At 37.8% G+C, this 25,549-nt stretch carries 16 protein-coding genes; 15 read left to right on the top strand and 1 reads right to left on the bottom strand.

Features of this window, described 5'->3' with window-relative positions; all coding sequences use genetic code 11:
• Window positions 1-48 precede the first annotated feature (48 nt).
• The 14 genes from B9Y87_RS14435 to B9Y87_RS14370 all read left to right on the top strand — a co-directional run bounded on the left by B9Y87_RS14435 (window position 49) and on the right by B9Y87_RS14370 (window position 21,148).
• Window positions 49-1,284, top strand: coding sequence for an alpha/beta hydrolase (locus B9Y87_RS14435; RefSeq protein WP_139827247.1), 1,236 nt, complete (start codon window positions 49-51; stop codon window positions 1,282-1,284).
• Between the two features lie 253 nt (window positions 1,285-1,537).
• Window positions 1,538-3,394, top strand: a complete 1,857-nt coding sequence (locus B9Y87_RS14430; protein WP_085499685.1) for a right-handed parallel beta-helix repeat-containing protein — start codon at window positions 1,538-1,540, stop codon at window positions 3,392-3,394.
• A gap of 70 nt (window positions 3,395-3,464) precedes the next feature.
• A complete protein-coding gene (locus B9Y87_RS14425) occupies window positions 3,465-4,826 on the top strand; it encodes a sulfatase family protein (RefSeq protein ID WP_176225640.1) in 1,362 nt (453 codons plus the stop codon).
• A gap of 26 nt (window positions 4,827-4,852) precedes the next feature.
• Window positions 4,853-5,692 (top strand): sugar phosphate isomerase/epimerase family protein, encoded by an 840-nt coding sequence (locus tag B9Y87_RS14420; RefSeq protein WP_085499683.1) that lies wholly within the window; start codon window positions 4,853-4,855, stop codon window positions 5,690-5,692.
• Window positions 5,693-6,316: 624 nt separating this feature from the next.
• On the top strand, window positions 6,317-9,367 hold the full coding sequence (locus tag B9Y87_RS14415) for a PVC-type heme-binding CxxCH protein (protein WP_085499682.1): 3,051 nt from the start codon (window positions 6,317-6,319) through the stop codon (window positions 9,365-9,367).
• 283 nt (window positions 9,368-9,650) lie between these two features.
• Window positions 9,651-10,403 (top strand): SDR family oxidoreductase, encoded by a 753-nt coding sequence (locus B9Y87_RS14410; RefSeq protein WP_085499888.1) that lies wholly within the window; start codon window positions 9,651-9,653, stop codon window positions 10,401-10,403.
• A gap of 75 nt (window positions 10,404-10,478) precedes the next feature.
• The gene (locus B9Y87_RS14405) at window positions 10,479-11,210 is read left to right on the top strand and encodes an SDR family oxidoreductase (protein ID WP_085499681.1); all 732 of its coding nucleotides are present in this window, start codon (window positions 10,479-10,481) and stop codon (window positions 11,208-11,210) included.
• 12 nt (window positions 11,211-11,222) lie between these two features.
• Window positions 11,223-12,671: an FAD-dependent oxidoreductase gene (locus tag B9Y87_RS14400; protein WP_085499680.1), complete on the top strand. Its 1,449-nt coding sequence runs from the start codon at window positions 11,223-11,225 to the stop codon at window positions 12,669-12,671.
• A 17-nt stretch (window positions 12,672-12,688) separates the two neighbouring features.
• Window positions 12,689-14,269, top strand: a complete 1,581-nt coding sequence (locus tag B9Y87_RS14395) for a sodium:solute symporter family transporter (protein WP_176225639.1) — start codon at window positions 12,689-12,691, stop codon at window positions 14,267-14,269.
• A gap of 94 nt (window positions 14,270-14,363) precedes the next feature.
• Window positions 14,364-16,055, top strand: coding sequence for a glycerol-3-phosphate dehydrogenase/oxidase (locus B9Y87_RS14390; protein ID WP_085499678.1), 1,692 nt, complete (start codon window positions 14,364-14,366; stop codon window positions 16,053-16,055).
• A gap of 41 nt (window positions 16,056-16,096) precedes the next feature.
• The gene (locus B9Y87_RS14385) at window positions 16,097-16,921 is read left to right on the top strand and encodes a class I fructose-bisphosphate aldolase (protein ID WP_217807525.1); all 825 of its coding nucleotides are present in this window, start codon (window positions 16,097-16,099) and stop codon (window positions 16,919-16,921) included.
• 1 nt (window position 16,922) lies between these two features.
• Window positions 16,923-18,416: a CoA-acylating methylmalonate-semialdehyde dehydrogenase gene (locus B9Y87_RS14380; RefSeq protein WP_085499676.1), complete on the top strand. Its 1,494-nt coding sequence runs from the start codon at window positions 16,923-16,925 to the stop codon at window positions 18,414-18,416.
• A gap of 11 nt (window positions 18,417-18,427) precedes the next feature.
• A complete protein-coding gene (locus B9Y87_RS14375) occupies window positions 18,428-19,588 on the top strand; it encodes an iron-containing alcohol dehydrogenase (RefSeq protein WP_085499675.1) in 1,161 nt (386 codons plus the stop codon).
• 36 nt (window positions 19,589-19,624) lie between these two features.
• Entirely contained in the window at window positions 19,625-21,148 is a 1,524-nt protein-coding gene (locus B9Y87_RS14370) for an FGGY-family carbohydrate kinase (protein ID WP_085499674.1), read from the top strand.
• A 126-nt stretch (window positions 21,149-21,274) separates the two neighbouring features.
• On the opposite strand, the gene B9Y87_RS14365 is transcribed toward B9Y87_RS14370, so the two are convergent.
• Complete coding sequence (locus tag B9Y87_RS14365; RefSeq protein WP_085499673.1) at window positions 21,275-22,531, bottom strand: tyrosine-type recombinase/integrase; 1,257 nt, start codon at window positions 22,529-22,531, stop codon at window positions 21,275-21,277.
• 403 nt (window positions 22,532-22,934) lie between these two features.
• Between B9Y87_RS14365 and B9Y87_RS14360 the strand changes: the two genes are divergently transcribed.
• Window positions 22,935-25,115: an Ig-like domain-containing protein gene (locus tag B9Y87_RS14360; RefSeq protein ID WP_085499672.1), complete on the top strand. Its 2,181-nt coding sequence runs from the start codon at window positions 22,935-22,937 to the stop codon at window positions 25,113-25,115.
• Window positions 25,116-25,549: the final 434 nt, after the last annotated feature.

Here is a 25,549-nt window from a genome sequence, read left to right as displayed (position 1 = left end):
CTTAAAATTTCATAACTAAATGGATGGTTCTAAAAATGAAATATTGATATGAAGACGTTCGCTTTATTAATTATAATGTGGATTATGGGGATTTGGCAGCTACATTGTCAATATTATGATGTCTCTATAAAGCCGGTTAAACAGGATTTATACATTTCTGCCAAATATCGCATATGGATTCCAGAACCGGTAAGAAAAATACGAGGTATAATTATCCGGCAACATGGATGTGGTATAAACGCAAAGGACAATGGTCTTAACCATGCAAATGATCTGCAATGGCAAGCCTTGGCCAAAAAATATAATATGGCCTTACTCGGAACAGAATTAATTGGAAAGGAGGCCTGCTCGGAATGGTTCAATATTGAGGGCGGTTCTGGAAAGGCTTTATTAAAGGCCCTAAAAAAGTTGGCTAAAATTAGTAATCATTCAGAATTGGAGGAGGTGCCCTGGGCTCTGTGGGGACATTCGGGCGGAGCTTATTGGTGTACGGATATATTATTTGAATATCCTGAGAAGGTGTTATGTGCTATTCCTCGATCAGGAGGCCTGGCGTTTACCAAGCTTTGGAATCCTTTGGTTAAACAGGTGCCAGTTTTGTGGATGGCGGGTGAAAATGATCTTGTGGACGGATTTGATTATGTTCGGGAAATGACCAAGAAATCTTTTTACTCCTATAGACGGTATGGTGCCATTTGGAGTATAGCTATCGATCCAAAAGCCGATCACGGAAATAGGAAGGGTAGGAGTTTTGCCATTCGATGGATGGACGCTGTTCTTAGTATGAGATTGTCCAATAATGGGAACAATCCGATCCAATTGGATTCTCATGGTCATTGGCTGGGTAATTTGGAAACTAATGAAATTAAGACAGCTCTTGAAGTCAAAAATGAACTTTCTGATTGGGGCTGGTTACCTAATGAAGATATAGCCAAAAACTGGCAAGAATTTGTTCAAACAGGTTGGGTATCAGATAGTACCCCACCACCTATTCCCTTGCAGTTAAAAATAGAAAGATCGGAAGGCAGGTGTATTTTGAGCTGGAAGTCGGAAATAGACATTGAGAGTGGAATAAAGCAATTCAATATCTATAGAGATAATGAATTGATGGGAATTGTTCATGGTCAAGAACATAATTTCCATGATGCACCTGAACCGGTGGATATTAAATTTGAATTTATTCATGATTTAGAAAATAAAGATGGCCAAATAACCATAGAATCAGAGAATTTTCAAGGAATAAAGGGCTTTAGGAGCCAAGGGGTTTATGACCAACATAACTAATTGCATTATGTCCATAAAACTGGCACTCTTATTTAAGCATCATTTTAATCCTTTTGAATTGGAATCAAAATATTTATATTCTATATTTGGAATTATTATCTATATATAGAATTACATAAAAATTACGAATGCCTTTACTGCAGATGGGAGCAAAGATACAAGTCAATCGAGAGTGAGAAATTTAAAAGGCAACAGCTAAGGGCATATTTAGAGATATACAATTAAGTAATAATTAAGGTAAATAGAAAATAAAATGACTCACATAAAGAATTTAATGGTTATGGTAAAAGGGATTCTCCCAAAGTCCGATACTAAAAAAATATCATATTTTGGTTGGGCCAAGGTCTTGGCCCTGTATGTAACATTAAGCTTGCTTACTGCCTGTCAAAGTGGACAGGAATTGCATACACTTTATGTCGCTCCTGGCGGGGACGACAATGGTAAGGGAATATCTATGGATAACCCCCTTCGAACATTGGAAAAGGCTTTGGAAATAATTCAGATCGGTTCTTCAATGGAGGGTTACGGTTCATTTGAAATTGTACTAGGTGAAGGTAGATACGAACTATCCAAATCTATAGTCATTGATAATGGACATAATCTTAAATCTTTAAGGATAAAGGCCTATAAGGACGAGGAAGTCATTCTTAGTGGGGGCAGAATTATAGACGGCACATGGATATCCAGAGGTGATAATATTTGGGAAATACCCTTTCAGGGGCAGACCAATCAAGTGTTTGTCGAGAACAAAAGAATGATCAGGGCCCGCTGGCCAAATCTTGACGAATATCTACACCCTGAGGAGGTAGACGTAGCTAAAAAATGGATGTCCTTTGCCGATTCTATTCCTGTGGATTTTAAGGTAACGGACCAAACGGAACTATTAGCTACCGGTGCCTGGCATTTTATTAGACAGAAACTGCAAAATATTGATTCAGAAAGCAATTCGATCACTACGAACACTGAGATAGGTCCGGAATGCAGTAGTACCAAGGTTAAGACATTTGATAGGATTTATTTTGAAAATAATATAGATTTTTTGGATAGTGAAGGAGAGTGGTTCCTGAATGAAGATACCAAAGTTTTGTCTCTTTTTACCTCTTCCAATCCAAATGATACCGTGTTTCACTACCCTGTTCTGGAAACACTTTTTGAAATTAAAGGAGACAAATCAAAACCAATGACCAATATTACTTTTGAAGGACTAACCTTTCAATATACTACTTGGAAGTTCCCTGATGAAGAGCGCAAAGGAATACAAGCTGGATTTTGGGGCACTCGGATCGGGGAACCTGTATTCTCACCAGTTGCAGCCATAATGATGTCCTATGCCGAGAACTGTGAAATAGTTGATTGCAATTTTGTCAATTTAGGTGAAGGGGCCATAGCATTGGAGAACGGTGTAAGCCATATGAATATCGAAAACAATACTTTTCAGGATATTGGTTCGAATGTAATTCAAATAGGAAGAATTAGTAATTATATAGGCGAGGGCCATCCGCTTCACCTAGATTATAAGGATGAACAGGATGCCCCTGCATTCAATTCGGTGATCAACAATCATTTAAAAAATATTGCTACTGTTGATAAAGGAGGAGTGGGGGTATTGATTGCCTATTCCAACAATAATAAAATAAAAAATAATTTGATTGAGGAAGCCCCATATACGGGTATCAGTGTTGGCTGGAGATGGGGGGATGACGGTTTATTGACCAATGCCCATCATAATGAAATATCATATAATGAAATTAGAAAATGTATGCAATACCTCAGTGATGGTGGTGCAATATATACGGTAAGCAATCAGCCAGGTACCGTAATCAATAACAATTGGATCTATGACATTGGAGGCGGTGAATTTATGGCCGAAGGTATCTATGCCGATGAAGGGAGTGGAAGTATGGTTATAAGCCATAATTATGTCCATGATATTCAAGATCATGATTATAAAGGGCATCGAAACCTTTGGGAAACAATGACCGTTGAGAACAATGGATGTGATCAATGTGTGAATACGCTCACAAAAAGGGACGAAAGAGTGAAATATTCTGATTTTCCGGATAATAAACCCTCAAATACGAATATTTATGGAGTGCAAAACAAAAAATAAAAACTCCGGTACCATTTTGTTATGTTGGCCAATTGCAATATTAATATTAGTAGTATTAGGTTCAACTATAATGTACGGTCAGCATAATGATAGGCCCAATGTAATATTAATTTTTGCGGATGATTTGGGATGGGGAGATTTGGGAATTTACGGGCATCGTCAATTAAAAACTCCGGCATTGGACCAATTGGCCAAGGAAGGAAAATTGTTTACCCAGTTCTATGTAAATAGTCCTGTTTGTTCACCAAGTAGGGCTTCGCTAATGACTGGTAGATTCCCTGCGGAGTTAGGTATTCATGGACATTTCGCTACTCTTGAATCCAATAGAGATCGTGGAATGCCCAATTTTTTAGATCCAAATATAAAATCAATAACCAAAATCTTTAAGGACAATGGTTACGCCGTGGGTCATTTTGGTAAATGGCATCTAGGTCATAGTCCAGATTCTCCATTGCCAACGGAATACGGAATAGATGTCGCCAAAACAAATACCAGTAATAGTAGGGATGATTTTAAATTATGGTACCCTTCTAAGAGATCTATGGCTACAAAATTGATACTGGATGAAGCTACAGGGTTTATAGAGGAGAATAAGGAGGGGCCTTTTTATGTTAATGCTTGGTTGGTGGATCCACATGCAATACTCAATCCTTCGGAAAGGCAAATGAAGAATTATGAATCCTTGTCCCCCAATTCATATGCAAAAAAGCATTATGGACAAAAGGTGAAATTTCATGGTGCGCCCCAAATTTACTATGCAACTGTTACCGAGATGGATCGACAGATCGGAATTTTCCTGGACAAGCTCGATGCCTTGGGATTGAAGGACAATACGATCGTAATTTTTACAAGCGATAATGGTCCGGAAGTAATGCAGATATCAAATGCGGCACATAGTGCTGCTGGGAGTCCAGGTCCATTTCGAGGTTTCAAGCGGAGCTTGTACGAAGGAGGGATCCGAGTTCCATTATTGGTTAGGTGGCCAAACCATATAAAGGAGAATACGGTAGATAGTATTTCAGTCGTTAGTTCGGTTGATTTTATGCCAACACTTGTCACAATGTGCGGTCTATCAAGTAACAATTTGGAATTGGATGGAGAGGATATGTCAAGTGCTTTGTTGACAAATCATAAGAAGCGGGCCAAACCTTTATTTTGGGAATGGAGGTTTGGAATTTTTGGCAGGCCTTTGGATAAAAGTCCTATGCTGGCGATGAGGAGGGATAGGTGGAAATTATTAATGAATCCGGACAAGAGTAGGGTTGAGTTATACGATCTTATCAATGATCCGTCCGAGCTTGATAATAAAGTGATGGATGAACCCGACTTGACCAAGATTATGTCTACTGAACTTCTTTCCTGGAAATCAAAATTGCCGGACGGCCCTTCGGATAAAAATGCCGGAACCAATATGTATAACTGGCCAAAATAAAATTGTAAATAAAAATAAATTAGTATATGAAAATAGGCCTAGGTTGGTGGGGTTTTAGGGAATTGCCCTTTGAGGAACACTTGAACATTTGTAATCAATTTGGATTTAAGATTTTGGAAATAGGTATAGGTGATGAGTTGCCTTCAACTTTTTCAATAGGATTGGATGAAACGGTAATAGGAAAAAGTATGTCGCTCGCGAGTCGATTTGGGATTAAGTTGCCCTATGCAACAGTGGAAAATGATTTTACCCTGACCAATTTGGAAGACCATAATAATATGATCGAACATGTTTACAACGCTATAGAACAAGCAGCATTATTTAAGGTATCGCATATTAGGTTATTTGTTGGATTTATGCCAGCTGAAGATATTACCAATAAAATATATTTTCAAGTAATCGATGCTATGAAAAGGTGCAGCCAAATCTGCAGAGAATATGATATTTCCATTTCTATTGAAACCCATGGGAGAATTATTCATAAAAATGGTATCGCCTTCCATTATAATACGATGAGTACCGATCCCAAATTTCTTGAAAGGCTGATGAGGGATCTGCCAGGTAATGTCGGCTTTAATTATGATCCCGGTAATATAAAGGCAGTGCGACCTGCGGATAAAACTTACTGCTTGGATATAATCAATGAACGAATAAATTATTGCCACCTAAAAGACTGGAAAAGGAAACAGGGCGGTTGGGAAGCAGTGGCTATTGGGGATGGTGATTTGGACTATACTCGAATTTTCGAAAAAATGAAATTCGACGGCATATACTTAATTGAATATGAACCTGTTCAAGATCTAAAAAATGGTATAAGTCGAAGTTTAAATTACCTTGATAATATTGGAGTCAATTACATAATGTAATTAGAGATCGAGTATTATGAAAGCAGGAGTTTGATGGTAATTTGGATAATCGAGGGGCTAGGAGTTTCAGTCCCCAAGTGTATTTTAAAAACATGGTGACAAGGTAGCCATTAACTATTTAAAGAATCGTTCAGAAGCCAGGCAAGTTATATCATCCATAGAAAAATGGGGTATAGCAAGGCTAAGTGCCTATGGCATAACAGAGGAAATTAAAAGGGATTGTTTAAATATAGAATTGATTGTAAACAATGCGAATGGCCACTAGCTATTATCAATATAGAAAGTTAAATATGGAATGACAATTGTTAGAGTAATTGATTTTTTTGTAATGGCGCTTATTTCACATTTAAACAAGTTAGAGAATAAACAAGTATATACAACTGAAATACAATGCTATGGAAAAAAATCTGACTTGAGATACTCTGGGATAGGCCGAAACAAAATTAATAATATGTTATAATTATGGAAATATCAAATTCATTAGTATGGTATAAGCTATTTAAGCATCCAAGGTATGGAACATGGGATTTTCATATTAGGGAACCTAATGTGTATAGAAATTGATAAGGGCTCATTTATATTTTGATTTCAAAAATTTATACTAATTATTTAATATTATTACTTATGTCCAATTTAAACCGCTGCGGAGTTTTTATAAGTATTCTCATAATTGGGTCTTTTACCATAAGTTCTTGTAAACAAAAGGATGAAAAATCCTTAATACATTATGATGAACTTTCCGATCAAGAAAAAAGGCTACCACAAAACGCAATGGCATCAATGAATGTGGCAAAAAATTTGAAGATGAATTTGTTCTCGTCGGAACCTACGATTACGAATCCTACAAATATGGCTATTGATGCCAATGGCAGGATTTGGATTTGTGAGGGGCGAAACTATAGAAATTTTCGAAACCCTAAAAACCCTTATGAGAAAAAGGGCGACCGCATTATGATTTTGGAAGATACAAATCAAGATGGGGTGGCGGATACCTCCAAAGTATTCTATCAAGGGGAGGATATCAATTCTGCACTAGGGATATTGGTATTGGGGAACAAGGTTATAGTCTCCGTGAGCCCAAATATTTTTGTCTTTACCGATGAAGATGGTGATGATGTGCCCGATTCTAAGGAAATTATGTTTAGCGGTATAGCTGGTATAAATCATGACCATGGTGCACATGCTTTTATTTTTGGCCCTGATGGACGATTGTATTTCAATTATGGGAATGAGGCGAAGCATCTTTTAAGTAAGGAAGGGGATACAATATTGGATATACATGGTCAGAAAATCAAAAATTCTGGACGGCCATATTGGGAGGGTATGGTATTTCGGTCGGAACTGGACGGATCCAATGTTGAAGTGTTAGGACATAATTTTCGGAATCCTTACGAACTTGCAATAGATTCATACGGTGGGCTTTGGCAGTCGGATAATGATGATGACGGTAATCGAGGTGTACGAATTAATTTCCTAATGGAATACGGGAACTATGGCTTTAGAGATAAGATTACGGGGGCCGGCTGGCAGAAACGTAGAGCTGGATGGAGTGATTCCATTCCCAAAAGACACTGGCATCAAAATGACCCAGGTACGGTACCCAATCTTTTGCAAACAGGCTCAGGGTCTCCATGTGGAATGATTGTATATGAGGGTGATATGTTGCCTGGTAAATTTAAAAATCAGTTGATTCATGCTGAGCCTGGTCACAATGTTGTTCGTTCCTATATTATCGAGAATAATGGAGCTGGGCACAAGGCCCATATCGAAAACATTATAACAAGCAAGGACAATTGGTTTCGACCCGATGATGTTGCAGTTGCACCTGATGGCTCCCTCTTCATATCGGATTGGTATGATGGTGGGGTTGGTGGGCATATGGCAGATGATGTTGCTCGAGGCAGAGTTTATCGCCTGTCTACTATGGATAATTACATCCCATACAAGCTTGAGTTGTCTACAGCGGAAGGAGCGGCAAAAAATTTGATTTCTCCTAATATGGACGTTTTTTACCAATCATGGCAAAAGCTTCATTCAATGGGAGAGTTAGTGGAACCCTATTTAAGCGAATTAATCAAAAAAGATGGAATTGCAAAAGCAAGGGCTTTATGGTTAGGTGCAAAAATACCTTCCAAGTGTCTAAAATATATTGATATGGCATTATCAGATAAGGATCCAAAATTTCGTATGCAGGGAATCCGGATGGCCAAGTATGTGGCAATTGATAAGTTGACGGACTTTATTGTTAAAGTAGTAAATGATTCTTCGGCACAGGTACGAAGGGAGGCTGCAATTGCACTAAAATATATAGGGACTAAGGATGCAGCCAGACTTTGGGCCGATTTGGCCGTCCAACACCAGGCGGGTGATCGCTGGGAATTAGAGGCGTTAGGTATAGGGGCGGATATTTATAGTGATTTATATTTTGGAGCCTGGAAGAACAAAGTTGGCGATAATTGGCATAACCAGGCTGGAAAAGATATCGTATGGCGGGTAAATGCAGAAGCCACTGTACCTCTATTAATAAAACTAATAAAGGACAAGAACATTTCCCCAGATATAATACCATCATATTTTCGGGCCTTCCACTTCAAAACTCATCCGAAAAAAAACCAACTGCTCCTTTCCCTATTAACTTTGAATCACCCCCATAGAAAATTAATACAGACGTATGCAGTTGGTGAATTGGACGAGGCATTTGTAAAGAATTCCTCAGTGTACACCCGGTCCGTTAAAAAGATTTTACCTCATATCGAAGGTACCCCAGAGTGGTTGAGGGCTATAAAAAACTTAAAGGTAAAGGGTCAAGAGAAGGCATTGTTTCAATTGACAATTAGCGATACCGATATAGAAATACGCAAAGAGGCAGCTGCTATGCTCTTTGATGTTGGTGGCAGTAATTATGTTACAGAATATTTTAGATCTAATGGGTCCGATTTGTCTAAACTTCAATTGATGGATGTTTTAGGAGGAGTGGGCCAAGGGACTGCAATCGACTTTTTGGAAAAGTGTCTATTGGAAAATAAATTCTCTACTTCATTAATGCGTAAGGTTGTAGAATCACTTGGCAATACTGGAAATGGCCAAGCAAAATTATATGATCTTTTGGTAAACGGTATGATCAAAGATGAATATAAAATTACTGCCGTCCTCAAGCTTATGACAAGTAGAAATGATGAAATCAGGAAAAGCGCTCCCAATTATTTGGCACCCATCGGGGAGAACAGTATTGACATATTGGCTCTGGAACAAAAGGAGGGTGATGCTGATACAGGTAAATTGGTCTATAATACCTATTGTGCCTCTTGCCATGTGGCAGATGGGGCTGGTATTGATTTCGGACCAGGTTTGTCAGATATTGGGAACAAACTTTCTAAAAGCTTTTTATATTCCTCAATAGTCTATCCAAGTGCTGGTATCAATTTTGGATATGAAGGATACAATATCAAATTAAAGGATGGTAGTGCACTTATGGGATATATTATAGGAAGATCAGAAAATACCATTACTTTAAAAATGATGGGGGCCTCAATAAAGGAAATATCTCTAAAGGATATTGAAAACATGGAGGAAATGGATAAATCTCTTATGCCGGAAGGTTTGGATAGGGTAATGGAGGAAAAGGATTTGATAAACTTAGTAGCTTATTTGGAAACCTTGAAAATACAAGAGTAGGCAAAACAAAAACTTATCAAAAACAAATATTGCTCATAAGTATGAATACAGAAGATTATACTATGCGGTAATTAGTAATAGTATGGAATTTTGTGCTATACCATCAATGGGAGTTTATAAATATGAATTTTAAAAGTGTTCTATTAATTTAATCTGAGCATTCTAAAATGTCATACTCCAGAAGTTATGTTATTAAATTGTTACTGGTTTAATATTATATAGGTCACTATACTTTGTTTGCCTATAAAGCATGTCAATTATGACATTAAAAATATATAAGCTCATGAAAAATCTAAATGAAAAAGTGGTATTGGTCACCGGAGCCTCCAAGGGACTTGGTGCTTCGATAGCCAAATGTGTGGCAAATAACGGTGCTAGAGTAGCCCTTAACTATTTAAAAGATCATTCAAAGGCCGCTCAGGTTGTTTCCGAAATCGAAAAAAAAGGAGGGATGGTAAAATCATATGCCTATGATATAACTGAGGAAACTGCCGTAATCAAAATGGTAGAGGGAATAGAAAGGGATTTTGGGGAAATTGATGTAATCGTAAACAATGCAACGGGCCCACAACATATGATTAAATTAGAAAATCAAATATGGGATGACTATTTAGGACAATTAGATTTTTTTGTAAAGGCTCCGCTGCTTTTACTTAAAGCCAATCTTGATAAGATGAAGCAAAGGAGGGCAGGAAGAATTATTAATATTGGCAGTGAGGTGGTAGAGTTAGGGAGTAAGGAATTTGGACATTATGTTGCAGCTAAAGGTGCCATGCTCGCACTAACTCGTAGCTGGGCAACGGAATTGGGTCCATTTGGGATAACATGCAATTTGGTTGCACCAGGATGGATCCCTGTAGAGAGGCACTTAGGGACATCCGAAGAGGATTACAACTTATATAAAGCTAATTTGCCTCTTGGTCATCAAGGTTCCCCAGATGATATTGGACAGGTAGTAGCATTCTTGGCCAGCGAATCCTCAAAGTTTATTACAGGTCAAAAAATAGCAGTTAATGGTGGAAAAACTTTTTTATGATTATGGTTCAAGCATAGTTCTTGACAAGCTTGATTATTTATTAATAAACTTATTATTAAAATATATTATTTAGATATGACAAAATTATTATCGAACAAAACGGCTATTGTAACTGGGGGTTCCAATGGATATGGATATGGAATTGCCAAAAAATTAAAGGAAGCCGGAGCAAATGTGTGGATTACCGGCAGGAGTATAGAAAAACTTAAAACTGCCGCATCTGAATTGAATATAAATTATAAAAGAGCGGATGTAACTAGTCCAGAAGATTGGGATGAATTAGTAAAAGCCATTATTGAGAAACATGGTCAATTGGATATTCTTATAAATAATGCGGGGGGTGGAATTGCTATTGCGGATATTACAGCGCAATCCGATTTGGATATTAAATCATCAGTTGAATTAAATTTACTAGGGGCAATATATGGTAGCAAAAGAGCTGCCGACCTTATGGTAAAACAGAAATCGGGTACAATTATAAATATATCTTCCATTTGCTCCACCCAGGCATGGCCAGGATTCAGTATATATGCGGCAGCAAAGGCCGGATTGGAACAGTTTAGTAGGTCATTGTATGTGGACTTAAGACCACATAGCGTTCGAGCAATGTGCATTACTCCATCCTGGGGCAACACTTCTTTTAATGAGGCTACCGGTCTACAAGGATTTGATGAAGAAGTAGCGAAAAAAGCTATTCAGCCGGACGACATGGGAAAAGTGGTGGTGGATGCATGCTTATTACCTGATCATTTGATTATCCCGGAGCTTACAATAATGCCAATGGTTCAAGAAATTATCCCTTATTAAAACAAAAAGTATATGTTCGATTACGATGTTGTTATTATTGGGGCAGGAAGTGGTGGAATTGGAGCCGCACTGTCAGCTGGAAAGTATGGGCTTCGAACCCTTCTTTTGGAAAAAAACAATGAGATAGGAGGTAATGCGGCTGTTAGTGGTGTTTCTGTATGGGAAATGGGCGCAGGGGGTACAGGAGTTCCCTTTGATATTTACAAAAGAATGAAGAAGGTTCATAATGCTGTGGGTATATATGAATTCAACCGTCATTGCGCATGGAAAAACGAATCAGGTGAATCACAGTTTCCTGCCGGGGCAGATCTTACAATATCTCCGAATTTTAAATATGTTGATAGCCTACGCCGATTTGGATCGGGCTCTTTAGCTACAAGTGAGAATTTCGTTCGAAAGTACTGGCATGGCGTGCCATTTGAACCTATTATTTATCAGCATATTGTTGAAGAAATGCTAAAAGAGTATCCGAATATCGAATTGTTAAAAAACACATCATTTGTAAAAGCCGAATATATAAATGGTAAAGTAATTTCTATTAAACTATCCAATAAAAAGGATATAAGAGCAGAATATTATATAGATGCCACAGATGATGGTTATTTAAGTAGGGCTTGTGGGGGCCAAACTCTTTTCGGTCAGGAATCAAGGAGTATGTTCAAAGAACCTAGTGCACCATTAAGCCCCACTAAAAAACTAAATGGTGTCAGTCTTATTTTTAGAATTTCTCCAGCAGATAAAAATGAGGTACAACCTTTACCAGATGATATTTCATCAGAATGCTGGTGGACATCAAAATTTCCACTTACTAGTTTGGTACAATATCCAAATGGAGATTACAATGTTAATATGTTGCCAACTATGTCCGGGGACGAGTTTTTTAATTGGGTTGATACCGAAGTATCTGCTTATGAGGAATGCTTAAGGAGAAGTTTGGCTCACTGGCACAATCTACAAACTAATTATCCAATTTTCCAATCCTTTAAAATAACCTCTCGTTTTATTTCACTGGGAGTTAGGGAAACACACCGTGTATTTGGTGAGTATGTCCTTACTGAAAATGACTTGGTTAAAGGGCTAAAACAACAGGGTCATCCTGATATTATAGCTATCTCTGACCACCCCATGGATGTTCACGAAGAAGGTAGGTCTGGATGTACGGAATTGGATTTCCCTTATGGGATACCTTACCGCTGTTTGATTCCTAAGGGATTTAAAAATGTACTAATGGCCTCGAGGGCGGCAAGTTTTAGTTCATTAGCTGCGTCAAGTTGTAGGTTGTCTAGAACTATGATGCAATTGGGGCAAGCGGCAGGTACTGCAATTTATCTGGCCAATAGGGATAAAGTGAATGTAATGGCAATTGCACCTGAAGAACTTCGTTCGGAATTAAGGAAAAATCACGTTCAGTTGGAGTGGCCAATGTCCAATGATTTAAGGGAATATTTAGAAAAAGAATAGTTATAAAAAAATAGATTTTGCAGACAAATTTAAACGGATTCGATTTTACGGTTATATTTTTTTATTTACTGGGGTTAATAATTTTGGGCTTTTGGGTCGGTAGTAATCGAAAAAGTTCAGAAGATTATTTTCTTGCAGGAAGGGATTTAAATTGGAAAATTATTGGCTTATCTATTTTTGGGACCAATATAAGTCCGATGATGTTAATAAGTTCTTCTGGGGTTGCCTATGCCTATGGGATGGTGGCAAACAATTTTGAATGGCTAGCCTTCATTTTCCTTATTCTTATGGCAATGGTTTTTCTTCCTCATTATTTGTCAACGCGAATTAGTACCATGCCTGAATTTATTTATAAAAGGTTTGGGGCTCCTAGTAGAAATATTCTTTCGTGGATAATCTTTGTGCAAATTACCATAGGGGTAGGAGCGGTATTGTTTGCAGGGTCAATATTAATGGGCCAATTAATGCAATGGCCGCTATGGTTGTCATTGCTTTTAATGACATTCATCTCCGCAAGTTTTACAATTACGGGTGGTTTGAAAGCAGTAGCTATTACTGATGCTTTTCAATCAATATTAATGATAGTGGCATGTGCAATATTGACTGGGGTTGGCATCAATGAGATTGGTGGTTTTGGAAAATTGTATGATTTAGTTCCAGAGGATCATTGGAAATTGTTTAGGCCGGCGGATGATTCGGCCTATCCTTGGCCAGCTATTGTATTTGGGTATCCTGTGATGGCTATTTGGTATTGGTGTACCAATCAAACAATTGTACAGCGGGCACTGGGGGCAAAAAACCTTGAGGAGGCACAAAAGGGTATATTATTTACAGGGTACTTGAAAATTTTAGTGCCGGTTATATTTTTTCTTCCGGGCATAATCTGTTTGGCATTACACCCTGATTTAAAGGATTCCGATGACGCCTTTATGACAATGGTGGACAATTATTTGCCTAACGGAATGATAGGATTAATAGTAGCCATGTTGATGGCAGCCCTTATAAGTACTGTCAACTCAATGTTAAATTCGGCAAGCACTATTTTTACCTTGGATATATATCAGAAGAAAATTAATAGGGGAGCTAGTGACAATCAATTAAAGAAAATGGGACAATTAGTTACCGGTCTGGTTGCTTTTGTTGCAATTTTCATAGCATATGGTCTTGATTCGGTAGACGGAATGAATCTTTTTGATCTTATTAATTCTATTTTCTCTTTTTTAAGTCCTTCATTGGCAGCTGTCTTTATGTTGGGTATATGCTGGAAAGGTGCTACACCCAAAGCAGCATTTTATACGCTTATAATTGGTAATATTCCTAGTGTTATAATTGGATTTTGTTATTTGTCGGGTTGGCCTTCCAAGGAATACTGGCCTCACTTTTTATTAATTACCTTTTATCTTTTTGCCTTCTTAATGGTGTTTATGATTGTTATATCACTATTCACAAAAAAGACTTCACCATCGTCTCCATTACCTACTTTATTAGAGGCCTACGCATCTTTTGGTAAAAAGAATAATAGAAATATATGGATTGGATGGGCTGTGTTATCATTAATCATGATTGGTTTGTATCTCTTTTTTGAATTGATATTATGAAAATTAGGTTCTGGGAATTGAACATAGATATAATTGCTTACCAAGCTTTAAAAACAAAACAATTAAACGAACCAAAATTAACCATTGAAGAGTGATGGATCGGAAAGACATTTTAAATAATTTAAGAAATTTAAAAGAAATATCAGTATTGATTGTCGGGGCTGGAATTAATGGTGCAGGACTCTATCGGGAACTTACACTTCAGGGTGTTCCTACCATATTGATAGATAAGAATGATTTTTCTTCAGGTGCAAGTGCTGCATCCTCTCGGATGATTCATGGGGGCCTTCGTTATCTAGAGAATAATGAAGTAAAACTTGTTAAGGAGAGTCTTTCGGAACGGAATAGATTAATACTCAATGCTGCCCATTATGTTAAACCATTGCCGACTACGATACCCATATTTAGTTGGCTTTCAGGAACCATTAGTGCTGTACCAAAATTTTTTGGTAGGCCTACACGGAATGTTGGTCGTGGAGCTTTAATTGTCAAATTGGGTTTAAGCCTATACGATTTTTATACACGAAAGCAACGAATATTACCAACACATAATTTTACATCAAGAAAAAAAGCACTAAAAAATAGGCCGGAGTTACATCCGAATATTGTTGGTACAGCAACTTATTTTGACGCATGGATTTCATATCCCGAACGCTTGTGTCTAGAACTGATAAAGGACTCTAATTCAATAGGGAACAATTCGTTGGCTGTTAATTATATGGGTTTAGAGAACTGTAATTATGACTCCGTAGTTGTAAAGGATACTATTACGGGGGAATGTATAACTCTAAAACCAGAAATTGTTGTTAATGCCACAGGTGCTTGGATTGATATAACAAATAGGACATTAGGGAAAAAATCCCATTATATAGGGGGTACAAAAGGTTCTCATTTGGTTATAGACAATGTGGAGCTTACAAAGGCTACACAAGGTCAAATGCTATTTTATGAAAATGAGGATGGTCGAATTTGTATACTTTTTCCATTTCAAGGGAAGGTGTTAGTTGGTTCAACAGATATTAAAATTGATAATCCAGAGGAGGCGATCTGTCATAAAGATGAGGTAGCATATATGTTAAATGCCGTGAAGCAGATCTTTCCTAAAATTGAAATTCCAAATTCTGATATAGTATTTCAATTTTGTGGAGTTAGACCATTGCCTAATTCTAATGCAGATGTCACAGCACGGATAAGTCGCAATCATAGTATAGAAATTATACCAGCTTCAAAAACCAATAAGTTTCCTATTTATAATTTGGTTGGAGGAAAATGGACAACATTCAGGGCTTTTTCAGAAAAGACAGCTGATGAAATCTTGAAAGTCTTGAATTTTTCAAGAAAAATAGATACCTGGGATATTTCGATTGGAGGGGGGAAGAATTTTCCTAAAAATAAAACAGAAAGAAACAACTGGCTTGATAAAATACAAAGTCAAACAGGGCTGTCAGTTCGTAAACTAGAGAAACTTTTGGAACGTTACGGGACAGAGGCCGAAGCAGTAGCTTCATTTATGGTTAAAGATAATGATCAACCTCTTGATTTTCACACGGAGTACACCTTTAGGGAAATGATGTATTTAGTTAAAAATGAATATGTAGTCCATTTGGATGATCTTATCCTAAGACGAACCACAATTGCTTTAAAAGGTGAGCTGACTTATTCACTACTAAAAGAAATAGGATCCATTCTGGGAAAATTGAATAATTGGTCAGAAAATACTTTGGAAGAAGAAATAAATAGAACTTTAGAAATATTAAGCCGTAATCACAATTTAAAATTAAAATAAGAAATATTATGTATATATCTCCTAAGGTCAGATTAAAGAGGATGTTCAACAAGTCAGGAAAATGTTTGGACGTTGCTATAGATCACGGAATTTTTAATGAATTTAGCTTTTTGGATGGGCTCGAAAATGTCGAAAAAGTTATTGGGCAACTAGTGTTGGCTGGTCCGGATGCTATTCAAACCAATTATGGTCAAAGCGATATTTTACAGAATATCCCGGGCAAGAATAAACCAGCTTTAGTAATGAGGGTGGATGTAGGGAACCCTTATAATCCTGAAATACATAAGGTTATGTATAGTGCTCTTCAAAATGAAAATGAACCTTTACTTGAAGCTCTCCGAATGGATGCTGCTTGTGTTGTCTGCAATTTATTGCTTCTTCCCGGGGAACCAGATTTACATCGCCTAAGCATAAAAAATATTAGTAGAATCAGATCGGAATGTGATAAATACGGAATGCCATTAATGATTGAACCTTTGGTTATGAAGAGTAATAATAGTAGAGGGGGGTATCAAGTAGATGGTAATAAGAAATTAATAGTTCCTCTTGTGAGACAAGCACGAGAGTTAGGAGCGGATATTATAAAAGCGGATCCAACAGAACACGTGGAAGATTATCATGAGGTAGTGGAGGCTGCTCGTTGTCCTGTACTGGTGCGAGGTGGGGGAAAGGAAGAATTAAAAGAGATTTTTAAAAAAACTTATGGATTTCTTCAACAAGGAACCAAGGGATTGGTTTATGGAAGAAATATATATCAACATCCTAATCCAGCTCAAATTGTAAAGGCTTTTATGGCCATGATTCATAAGGATGCAACACCAGAGGAAGCAATGGAAATTTATAATAACAATATAGAAAAAGCATAGTATGAGTACTTTAAAAATTAAGATTCCCGAGTTTGTACCCTCCTTATTCGGGTGCAAATGGAGGGTTTCGCAAGCAGATAACTATCAAAACGTTTATAATCCATCTACCGAAGAGGTTATTAGTAAAACTCCGATGGGTAGTTCTGAAGACGTGGAAGTAGCTGTGGAATGTGCCAAAAATGCATTTAAAACATGGTCTGAAACTCCTGCAACTCGGCGTGCCGACATTTTATTTAAATATCGCTCCTTATTGGAAGATAGATTCGAGGAGCTAAGTGAATTGATTTCTCTGGAAAATGGCAAGACTTTGGATGAGGCTAGGGGCGATATGCGAAGAGGCTTCGAAGTAGTAGAATTTGCATGTGGTATAGCGCATCTTAGTAAAGGTGAAAGTTTAGGGCAAGTGGCCAACAATATAGATGGCGTTACAATGAGGGAACCATTAGGTGTTTGTGTAGGCATAAGTCCATTTAACTTTCCAGCAATGGTACCTATGTGGATGTTTCCTTTAGCCATAGCTTGTGGCAATACATTTATACTAAAGCCTAGTGAAAAGGTCCCTCTAACTGTTGTAAGACTAGGGGAAATTTTTATGGAGGCAGGTTTACCTGATGGAGTTTTGAATATTGTACATGGCGGAAAGGAAATTGTTGATGCCTTTTGTACACATCCTAAAATTGCGGCAATTAGTTTTGTTGGATCCTCCCATATTGCCAAATATGTTTATTCCTTGGGAACAAGTCATGGCAAGCGGGTGCAAGCTGGGGGTGCTGCAAAGAATGTTCTACTGGTTATGCCAGATGCGGAGCAAGATGCTACCCTAAGGGCAATTATGGGGTCGGCATTTGGTTGCGCAGGTCAACGCTGCATGGCCGGTTCATTACTTATGGGAGTTGGTGAAAGTGCCGAATCATTAAAAGAAGGCGTTGTCAGGGCAATGGATGAACTTGTTTTAGGGGATCCATTACGCAATGAAGCTACTCAAATGGGGCCAGTGATAGATTTTAATAGTAAGGAACGGATTACGAATATTATAGAAAATACAAAAAGGACGGGTGCCAAATTAGTAAGGGACGGTCGAAATGGAATTCCAGAGAAAGGTTTTTTTGTCGGCCCCACCTTATTTGAACATGTTACACCGAATATGTCAATTTTCAGTGAGGAAATTTTTGGACCCGTGTTGTCAATGCTGAACCCCAAAAACATAGATGAAGCGATTCAATGGCTCAACGGTTTAAATTATGGAAACGGAGCTACTATTTTCACAAGTAATGGTGGTGCGGCCAGAAAGTTTACCGGGGATATTAAGTGTGGTATGGTAGGAGTCAATGTCGGTGTACCGGCACCAATGTCATTATTTCCTTTTTCTGGTTGGAATGATTCCTTTTACGTAGATCTTCATATGCAAGGTACGGAAGGGATAATGTTTTACACTCGTCAAAAAGTAGTGCTTTCAAGGTGGGATAATATGTATCAAAGAAAATCAGGTTGGTAAAGGAATTGAAAATGATAAATACTTTTAGTACTGCTAATAGAATAATTTCAGGGGCGGGTGCGAGTGGTCACATTTTGGAGGAAGTAAACCGAATAGGGGCAACAAGGGTTCTTTTTATTACGGATTCCTTTATAGAGAATATTGGTTTGATTGACAAATTATCTGCTGGATTTAAAGAGGCAGGAATATCAAGGGAAACCTTTAGCAAGGTGCAACCCAATCCTACAGTCCATAATGTTGAGGAAGGATTACGTATACTTATCGAATCTAAAGCAGATATGCTTATAGCTGTTGGTGGTGGCAGCCCTATTGATGCTGCCAAGGCAATAGCGATTGCTATTAACAATAAACCTCCCCTTTCACAATATATGGGTTACCAAAAAATCCCGAAACCAGGAATCCCAGTAATAGCAATACCGACCACAGCTGGAACTGGAAGTGAGGTTACTAAGGTTACGGTGATATCAGATACGGAAACTGATGTAAAGATGATGATTTTTGACGATTATTTATTGCCTGAGGTAGCATTAATTGATTATGAACTAACACTTACGATGCCTGCTGCTCTTACTGCTCATGTCGGTATTGATACGTTAACTCATGGGATAGAGGCTTATGTATCAAAAAAATCTTGCGCAATGACCGATGCCCTTGCTCTTTCTTGCATCCGTCTGGTAGCTGAAAATTTAGAAATTGCTTGGAACGATTTAAATAATAAAACTGCGAGAGAAGGTATGGCAATGGCTGCCTGTCATGGAGGAATGGCGTTTACGAATAGTAGTGTTTGCTTGATTCATGGTATGAGCCGCCCTTTAGGAGTACAATTTCATTTACCACATGGTCTTTCCAATGCGGTTCTATTGCCCACGGTAACAAAGTTTTCAATATCCGGAGCAGCACATAAATATGCTCAAATAGCCAGAGCAATGGGGATGGCCAAAAATACAGATACTGATGAAGCTGCCAATCTAGACTTGATCATAGGTTTAGAAGCATTGAATCGGCGCTTAAAAGTACCTCGATTAAGGGATTGCAAGGGGATCGAGAAAGCAAAATTTCATGAAGTACTCCATAAAATGGCCGATGATGCCTTAGCTTCTGGAAGTCCGCAGAATAATCCTATTGTTCCTAGCAAAGATGAAATAATAAAACTCTATCAGGAAGCTTGGTAAACTAAGTGATCATCGTAAAAGAATAATTTTAAAGATATGAAAAAGTTTCTTTTGGGTATAGATAACGGTAACACCGTTTGTAAAGCGGTTATTTTTGACTTTACTGGATGTTTGGTTGCACAGTATTCCCAAAAGATAAGAACTATTTATCCTGTACCAGGTTATAGTGAAAGAAACTTGAACGAGCTTTGGAAGGTAAACGCAGAGACAATTAGACAAGTCATTCAAAAGTCCGAAATACATCCAAAACAGATTGCATGTGTAGGTTCAACAGGTCATGGAAATGGGTTATATATTTTGGATAAAAAAGGACAACCATTAAAAGGGATACAATCATTGGATTCGAGAGCACAGGCTATATGTGAGCAATGGAATAAAAATGGCTTGGATAAAAAGGTTCGACTCTATACCTATCAAAAATTTTGGGCATCCCAAACCAATACTTTATTAAAGTGGATACAACAATTTGAACCGGAATTATATCAAGAGATTGGTTCAGTATTGCTTTGTAAAGATTTTATCAATTATTGTCTTACCGGTGTGATAGGCTCTGATTATACAGATATGGGCGCAACTAATTTGTTGGATATTAATAAGGTAGCATACAATTCGGAGATTTTTGATCTTTATGGAATAAATGATATAATTTCTAAATTACCACAATTACAAAGCTGTACTAAAGTTTTGGGTAAAGTGTCAAAAAAAGGGGCAGCCTATACTGGATTGTTAGATGGAACGCCTGTGGTAACTGGCATGTTGGATGTAGACGCCTGTATGGTAGGGTCTGGGGTAATAAAAACGGGACAGGCAAGTGCTATCGTGGGCAGTTGGAGTGTTAATACTGTTGTTACCGATTCTCCAGTTCTTAATAGTGATTTGGCAATGTCAACTACCTTTGCAGTTCCGAACCTGTGGAAATCAGTTGAGGCAAGCGCAACATCAGTTTCTAATTTAGAATGGTTTATAAGGGAATTCTGTTATAAAGAACAGCTGGAGGCCCAAAAAAGAGGTGTATCGGTTTACGTTGTATGTGATGAGTTGGTTAATACCGTTTTGGATGATAAGAGACCATTAATTTTTCATCCTTATTTGCACGGGTCGGGAGATAGTGGAAATGCAAGAGCAGGATTTTATGGGCTTGCTGGTTGGCATAGCAAAGCGGATATGTTAAATGCAATTTATAAAGGTATTGTATTAGGTCATTTAGAACATATAGATAAATTGAAGCGTGGCGGCTCTGACTTTGAAAAGATTAGACTTACCGGGGGAGGATCTAGGAGTCCGGTATTATGTCAGATGTTTGCCGATGCATTAAATATGATAGTTGAAGTACCCCAAAGTCTAGAAACCGGAACTTGGGGCGTTGCCATGGCCGCAGGAATTGGAGTGGGTGCTTTTATGAATTTTGAAACAGCTAGCGATTCAACCGTAATAATTGGAAAAGTATATATCCCAAATAACCAAAATGCTTCATCATTTGTGACTCTTTATCAAGAGTACAAACATCTTCAGAATAATTTGAGTGAGTTTTGGTCTCAAAGAGGGAGTCTAAGAAAATAGAACGTTTAGCATCATTCAGCCCCAGTTCAATTATAATAAAAAGGGGTTGAAAGTTTGGTGTATTCAATAACTAATTACTTCGTGATATAGTTCATTCGCTCAACTGGTTAGATTAAGATGAATAGCTTAAGAAACAATTATCTGATTCGCCTCATCCAACACTGTATTTGTGAAGCTTTTCAAATAGATTTCCGTTGTCCTTAGGGAATTATGGCCCAACCCTTCACTGATTATTTCTGTTGATATTCCCATAAATTTGGCAATGGTGGCCCAGGAATGACGTATATAATAGGTCGTAAATTCACCCTCTATCCCTGCATCCTTTGCAATGATCTTAAGACGTTCGTTCATTCTCCTCCTTTGCGATTTGTACTTTTGAAAATGCTTGGTGCTGCCGTCATAGTTAGTAGGAAGCAAATAATCTTCAGGTCGTTTTCCCTTAAGGTAGAACTTCAAGATGTCTTCCAGACTTTCGGTAATCCTGACCGAGAAGGGGTCGCCCGTTTTGCTCCTTCCATATAGAAGACGGTCGCCCTCGATATTCTTTACCTTGAGCTTGACCAGATCTATAAAGTTCATTCCCCTGCAGTAGAACATGATCAGGGCATAGTTTTTGGCGTGCCAAAGTGGGCTTTCCTGCTCGTATTCCAAATTCTTTAGATCCATGATCTTGACCTTTGCCACGGCCTTCTTTTTGGTCCTTGCCTTCGAAGGCGACCTATAATGATCGAACGGATTTTTTATCGGAACAAATTGGTCTTCTTTGATGGCACTATTGTAAATGGACCGGATCGCCCTCATATACATGCCAATTGTATTCTTCGAATTTCCCTTCTTCAGTTGTTGGGCCTCGAAGTCCCTGAGAAATGTAAGGGTAATATCGTACAGCATCATATCCTTTCCATTATTGAATTTGGTCATGGCATCCACGCCGCTTTGGTACCATTGTGCCGTTCCGGGAATGTTCGCTGCCCGTTTTCTTTTTATCAGCACACTTCCCCATTGGGATAGGGAAATATTGTTGTCAACCTTCTTTTTTATCTCAAAATCCTGTTCGGTATCCCATCTTACCTTGATATGGTCCAGAAGGAGGTCGACATCCAACTGGTCGATACTATCGCCAAGTTCGTATACCACTTGTTTAGCCCAATGGAACTTATCTCCAAGTTCGGCGTTAATCTTTTGGCAGTCCAGCCCATTGTTTGCTGCTGAAGATCTGCGCAGTAGATGGTTTTTTGAATCCCATCCGGCGGGGGAGGTGTAGTGGCCAAGTCGGAGCATTCGGTTCTTTTTGTGGAAGACTTTAAGGACTATGGGATACAGCCCGGTATTCCTGCTTTTGGATTTCTTCCTTGTATCGAGTATCAGACTTACCTTGGCCATGGATTTATTGGTATTATAAGTAAAAGGTAAGAAATAAAAACGCTCACTTTACGCGCACTTTTCCTTGATGTCAAATGGCTACAAATGACTACAAATTAGGCCATAATGATTTAAAGTATTGATATTCAGGTAGATATTATGTGTGTATAACATGTTTTGATGTAAGGTCTAATAGACTGTCACGCAGGGGGTCGCGGGTTCGAGTCCCGTCCGGACCGCTAAAAGCCTTCAACGCAAGTTGAGGGCTTTTTTCATTTTGGGGGACGAATCTGGGGATGAATAAGGGATCAAGTTGAGTTCGTTTTGTGTTCCTAAACAGAAATACATTACATTTTAATGGGTTTTTTAGGTATTAGTCTACGTTTTAAATAAATTGACGATTGTTTTTATTCAGCCCTAATTTATGCGCAGATTTATTATTGCCGTGACTACCTTTATTTCAATTGTGTTGCTTTCTTGTACAAATGATTCTGAATCCGAGAAAATACCTGATGTTACAGCTCCTACAGTAGCTTTTTCAATAGCAGGTATGCCAAATACGCCAGAAGATGGAATAGTGGTGGTAAGCACTTTATTCGTTGTCAATGTGGAAGCAAAGGATGAAGGAGGAATCGCTAAAGTGGAGGCGTTTATAAACGATGAAAAAGTAGGTGAGGAGTCGAAACCACCTTACAGTATTACCATTGATTTGACGTCTTTCGTTTCAAAGGTCGGTAAAACAGAAGGTTTTGATGATTACATTCTTAAGATTATAGTGACGGACAGCAGCGGTAATTCTTCCTCGAAGGATCAAAATATACGTATTGATGCTCAACTACCTTCTATTACCAATGTTTCCATAACAAATGGCTTAATTATTGGAGGTGGTACAAATCCTGTGACATTTGATGTTAGGGATAATGAAGAACTTTCTTCAGTATTGGTGTATATGAATGATGTAATCATTGCAAATATCAATGATAAGAACTATGAATTAAATATTGACACCGCAAATCTTAATGAGGGGGATAACAACTTTAAAATTGAGGTAAAGGATATTGCCGGAAACATAGGTAATCATAGTGTGCAGTTTATTGTTGATAATTCTGGGCCTGAAATAACTCTCGAAGCTATACAGGATGGGCAATTGATTGATCAACTTACAACTCTTGATCCCTCCATACTCGATGCATATTCCGATATACGTTTGGTCGAAATATTCTACGACGACAGAACAATCTTTTCCACAGATGAAGTACTAAATGTGAAATTTGACTTTAACCCGGAAAACTATCCAGCTGGAGAAGCTATTCTAAAAATAAAGGCTGTTGACATCTTGGGCAATGCAAATGAAGTGCTTTTGAATGTTAATGTTTTGAGATTATTATTTACTTTGAACATACCTGAAGGATATCTAAGTCCAAATATTTCTATTAATCATTTTTTGTTTGCTTCTGAGTTGGACGGTAATTTGATTGATATGAAGGAAATTATCTTCGAGACGCGAGTGGTAAAACTATATGCTACTGGCGAATTTGAATTGGGAAGGGATTTCACAATTACCTTCGCTTCTTTAGGAAGAAATGGAGTGGCCTCATACCTAAATAGTTTTTCCCATATTAATCGTCAGAACCTTAATGAAATGACATTAGTAGTACCCAACCGATATTCGGGTTCTAGTTCAAGTATTGTTAGTGTAAATGGTTTTTCAGACTCGACCCAACTGTTTGGTTATGGACGCGATTATCATTTTTCCAGTACCCAGTCAGGAGAAAGGCAAATCCAAAGTTTTGTTCCTTCAAACCATATGGCTGAATCTGGTCCTATTTACATTTATGGTTTTAATCCATTGAACAATTTTTATAACTATCGGCTTCTGGATAGGCCGATCCCTGCCAATTTGGAAATTAATTTCTCGGATTTAAGTGTAGAAAACTTAGTGGAAAAGGAGTTAAGGACCAATCCCGAGGAGTTCATCAATAGCGACCGTTATTTTACATTATACGGATTTCGCAACCAACAGGATTTAGACAACGATTTATACCATAACATATGGTCTTATGGTTATGGACAATATATACGTTCTCCTTTTTATTATAAGTTAAATACGGAATTCTATGAATATGCTTATGAATTAAATATTGGAAATTATAGAGAGAAAGGAATAGGTTTGCCTAAGGACATTATAGTAGTTCCCAATTGGTCAATTGATTACACTTTTGAGAATAAAATAGTCTCGTTGACAAAATCTGGGACTGGGCATATAGTAGGGAGTATTTATTTGGAAGGAGGATATGATGTAAGCGCCCCATATGAATGGAACGTGTTTTTCGATAGTAACAAGGACGGAAATATAGCATTGCCAAAAATCCCTGTTGTACTGCAAAATTATCCTATTTACAATCATTACCAGAACAATTATTTAGAAGTTGTAAGCGTGGGATTGAGGAAATATGATAATATGGAAACCTATGAATCATTTTTGGAGCAAACTTTAAAAGGGAATAAGGCTTTTCAAAAATCATGTCCTCCATATCAAAGTATATTTACAGGAGAAAGACCCCAATCATTTTCAAGTCCGGGCTATTTTTATACTTGGTGGTAGAAATACGGGAAAGCGTTCTTAAAATTGGATTATTACCTCTATTCTTTTATCATTGGAAATTGTACGTTCCCAATTAATTCCTAATTCTCCTCAAATTATAGACTTTGTATATTTCTTTAGGTACCGGGGCCGATTCCTATTTTGGCTCGGCAACTTGAATTAAAACACCGTTTAAATTCCTGTATGAAATTCATAAAGTAGACCATTCTTTTTCTTGCCAATTCTGACTTGTGCGTAGATTACAAATTTTAGTCGGTTGGAATATTCTGTAATATCGAGTGGATAATAAATCTTACTTGCCTTATTATTTCATGGATAATACTTGATTTGGAGTATAGTCAATTTGCGGATTTACCAATATTTTTAATTTCAATTTTTGGTAACCCCGTTTTCTCTGTTTCTTATTTTTTCGAAGAATTCAATTATATTTAGGC

The sequence above is a fragment of the Arenibacter troitsensis genome (genome assembly GCF_900177645.1).
GTDB classification, from domain to species: Bacteria; Bacteroidota; Bacteroidia; order Flavobacteriales; family Flavobacteriaceae; genus Arenibacter; species Arenibacter troitsensis.
Note: the sequence above shows the minus strand (reverse complement) of the source record. Positions and strands in the feature narration are given on the sequence as shown.

What these genes read in the sequence shown, in the direction of transcription:
- B9Y87_RS14430 (WP_085499685.1), top strand. Translation starts at nt 1,538, where the DNA reads ATGACTCACATAAAGAATTTAATGGTTATGGTAAAAGGGATTCTCCCA.
- B9Y87_RS14420 (WP_085499683.1), top strand. Translation starts at nt 4,853, where the DNA reads ATGAAAATAGGCCTAGGTTGGTGGGGTTTTAGGGAATTGCCCTTTGAG.
- B9Y87_RS14380 (WP_085499676.1), top strand. Translation starts at nt 16,923, where the DNA reads ATGAGTACTTTAAAAATTAAGATTCCCGAGTTTGTACCCTCCTTATTC.
- B9Y87_RS14435 (WP_139827247.1), top strand. Translation starts at nt 49, where the DNA reads ATGAAGACGTTCGCTTTATTAATTATAATGTGGATTATGGGGATTTGG.
- B9Y87_RS14360 (WP_085499672.1), top strand. Translation starts at nt 22,935, where the DNA reads ATGCGCAGATTTATTATTGCCGTGACTACCTTTATTTCAATTGTGTTG.
- B9Y87_RS14370 (WP_085499674.1), top strand. Translation starts at nt 19,625, where the DNA reads ATGAAAAAGTTTCTTTTGGGTATAGATAACGGTAACACCGTTTGTAAA.
- B9Y87_RS14390 (WP_085499678.1), top strand. Translation starts at nt 14,364, where the DNA reads ATGGATCGGAAAGACATTTTAAATAATTTAAGAAATTTAAAAGAAATA.
- B9Y87_RS14365 (WP_085499673.1), bottom strand. Translation starts at nt 22,531, where the DNA reads ATGGCCAAGGTAAGTCTGATACTCGATACAAGGAAGAAATCCAAAAGC.
- B9Y87_RS14375 (WP_085499675.1), top strand. Translation starts at nt 18,428, where the DNA reads ATGATAAATACTTTTAGTACTGCTAATAGAATAATTTCAGGGGCGGGT.
- B9Y87_RS14425 (WP_176225640.1), top strand. Translation starts at nt 3,465, where the DNA reads ATGTACGGTCAGCATAATGATAGGCCCAATGTAATATTAATTTTTGCG.
- B9Y87_RS14415 (WP_085499682.1), top strand. Translation starts at nt 6,317, where the DNA reads ATGTCCAATTTAAACCGCTGCGGAGTTTTTATAAGTATTCTCATAATT.
- B9Y87_RS14400 (WP_085499680.1), top strand. Translation starts at nt 11,223, where the DNA reads ATGTTCGATTACGATGTTGTTATTATTGGGGCAGGAAGTGGTGGAATT.
- B9Y87_RS14405 (WP_085499681.1), top strand. Translation starts at nt 10,479, where the DNA reads ATGACAAAATTATTATCGAACAAAACGGCTATTGTAACTGGGGGTTCC.
- B9Y87_RS14385 (WP_217807525.1), top strand. Translation starts at nt 16,097, where the DNA reads ATGTTCAACAAGTCAGGAAAATGTTTGGACGTTGCTATAGATCACGGA.
- B9Y87_RS14410 (WP_085499888.1), top strand. Translation starts at nt 9,651, where the DNA reads ATGAAAAATCTAAATGAAAAAGTGGTATTGGTCACCGGAGCCTCCAAG.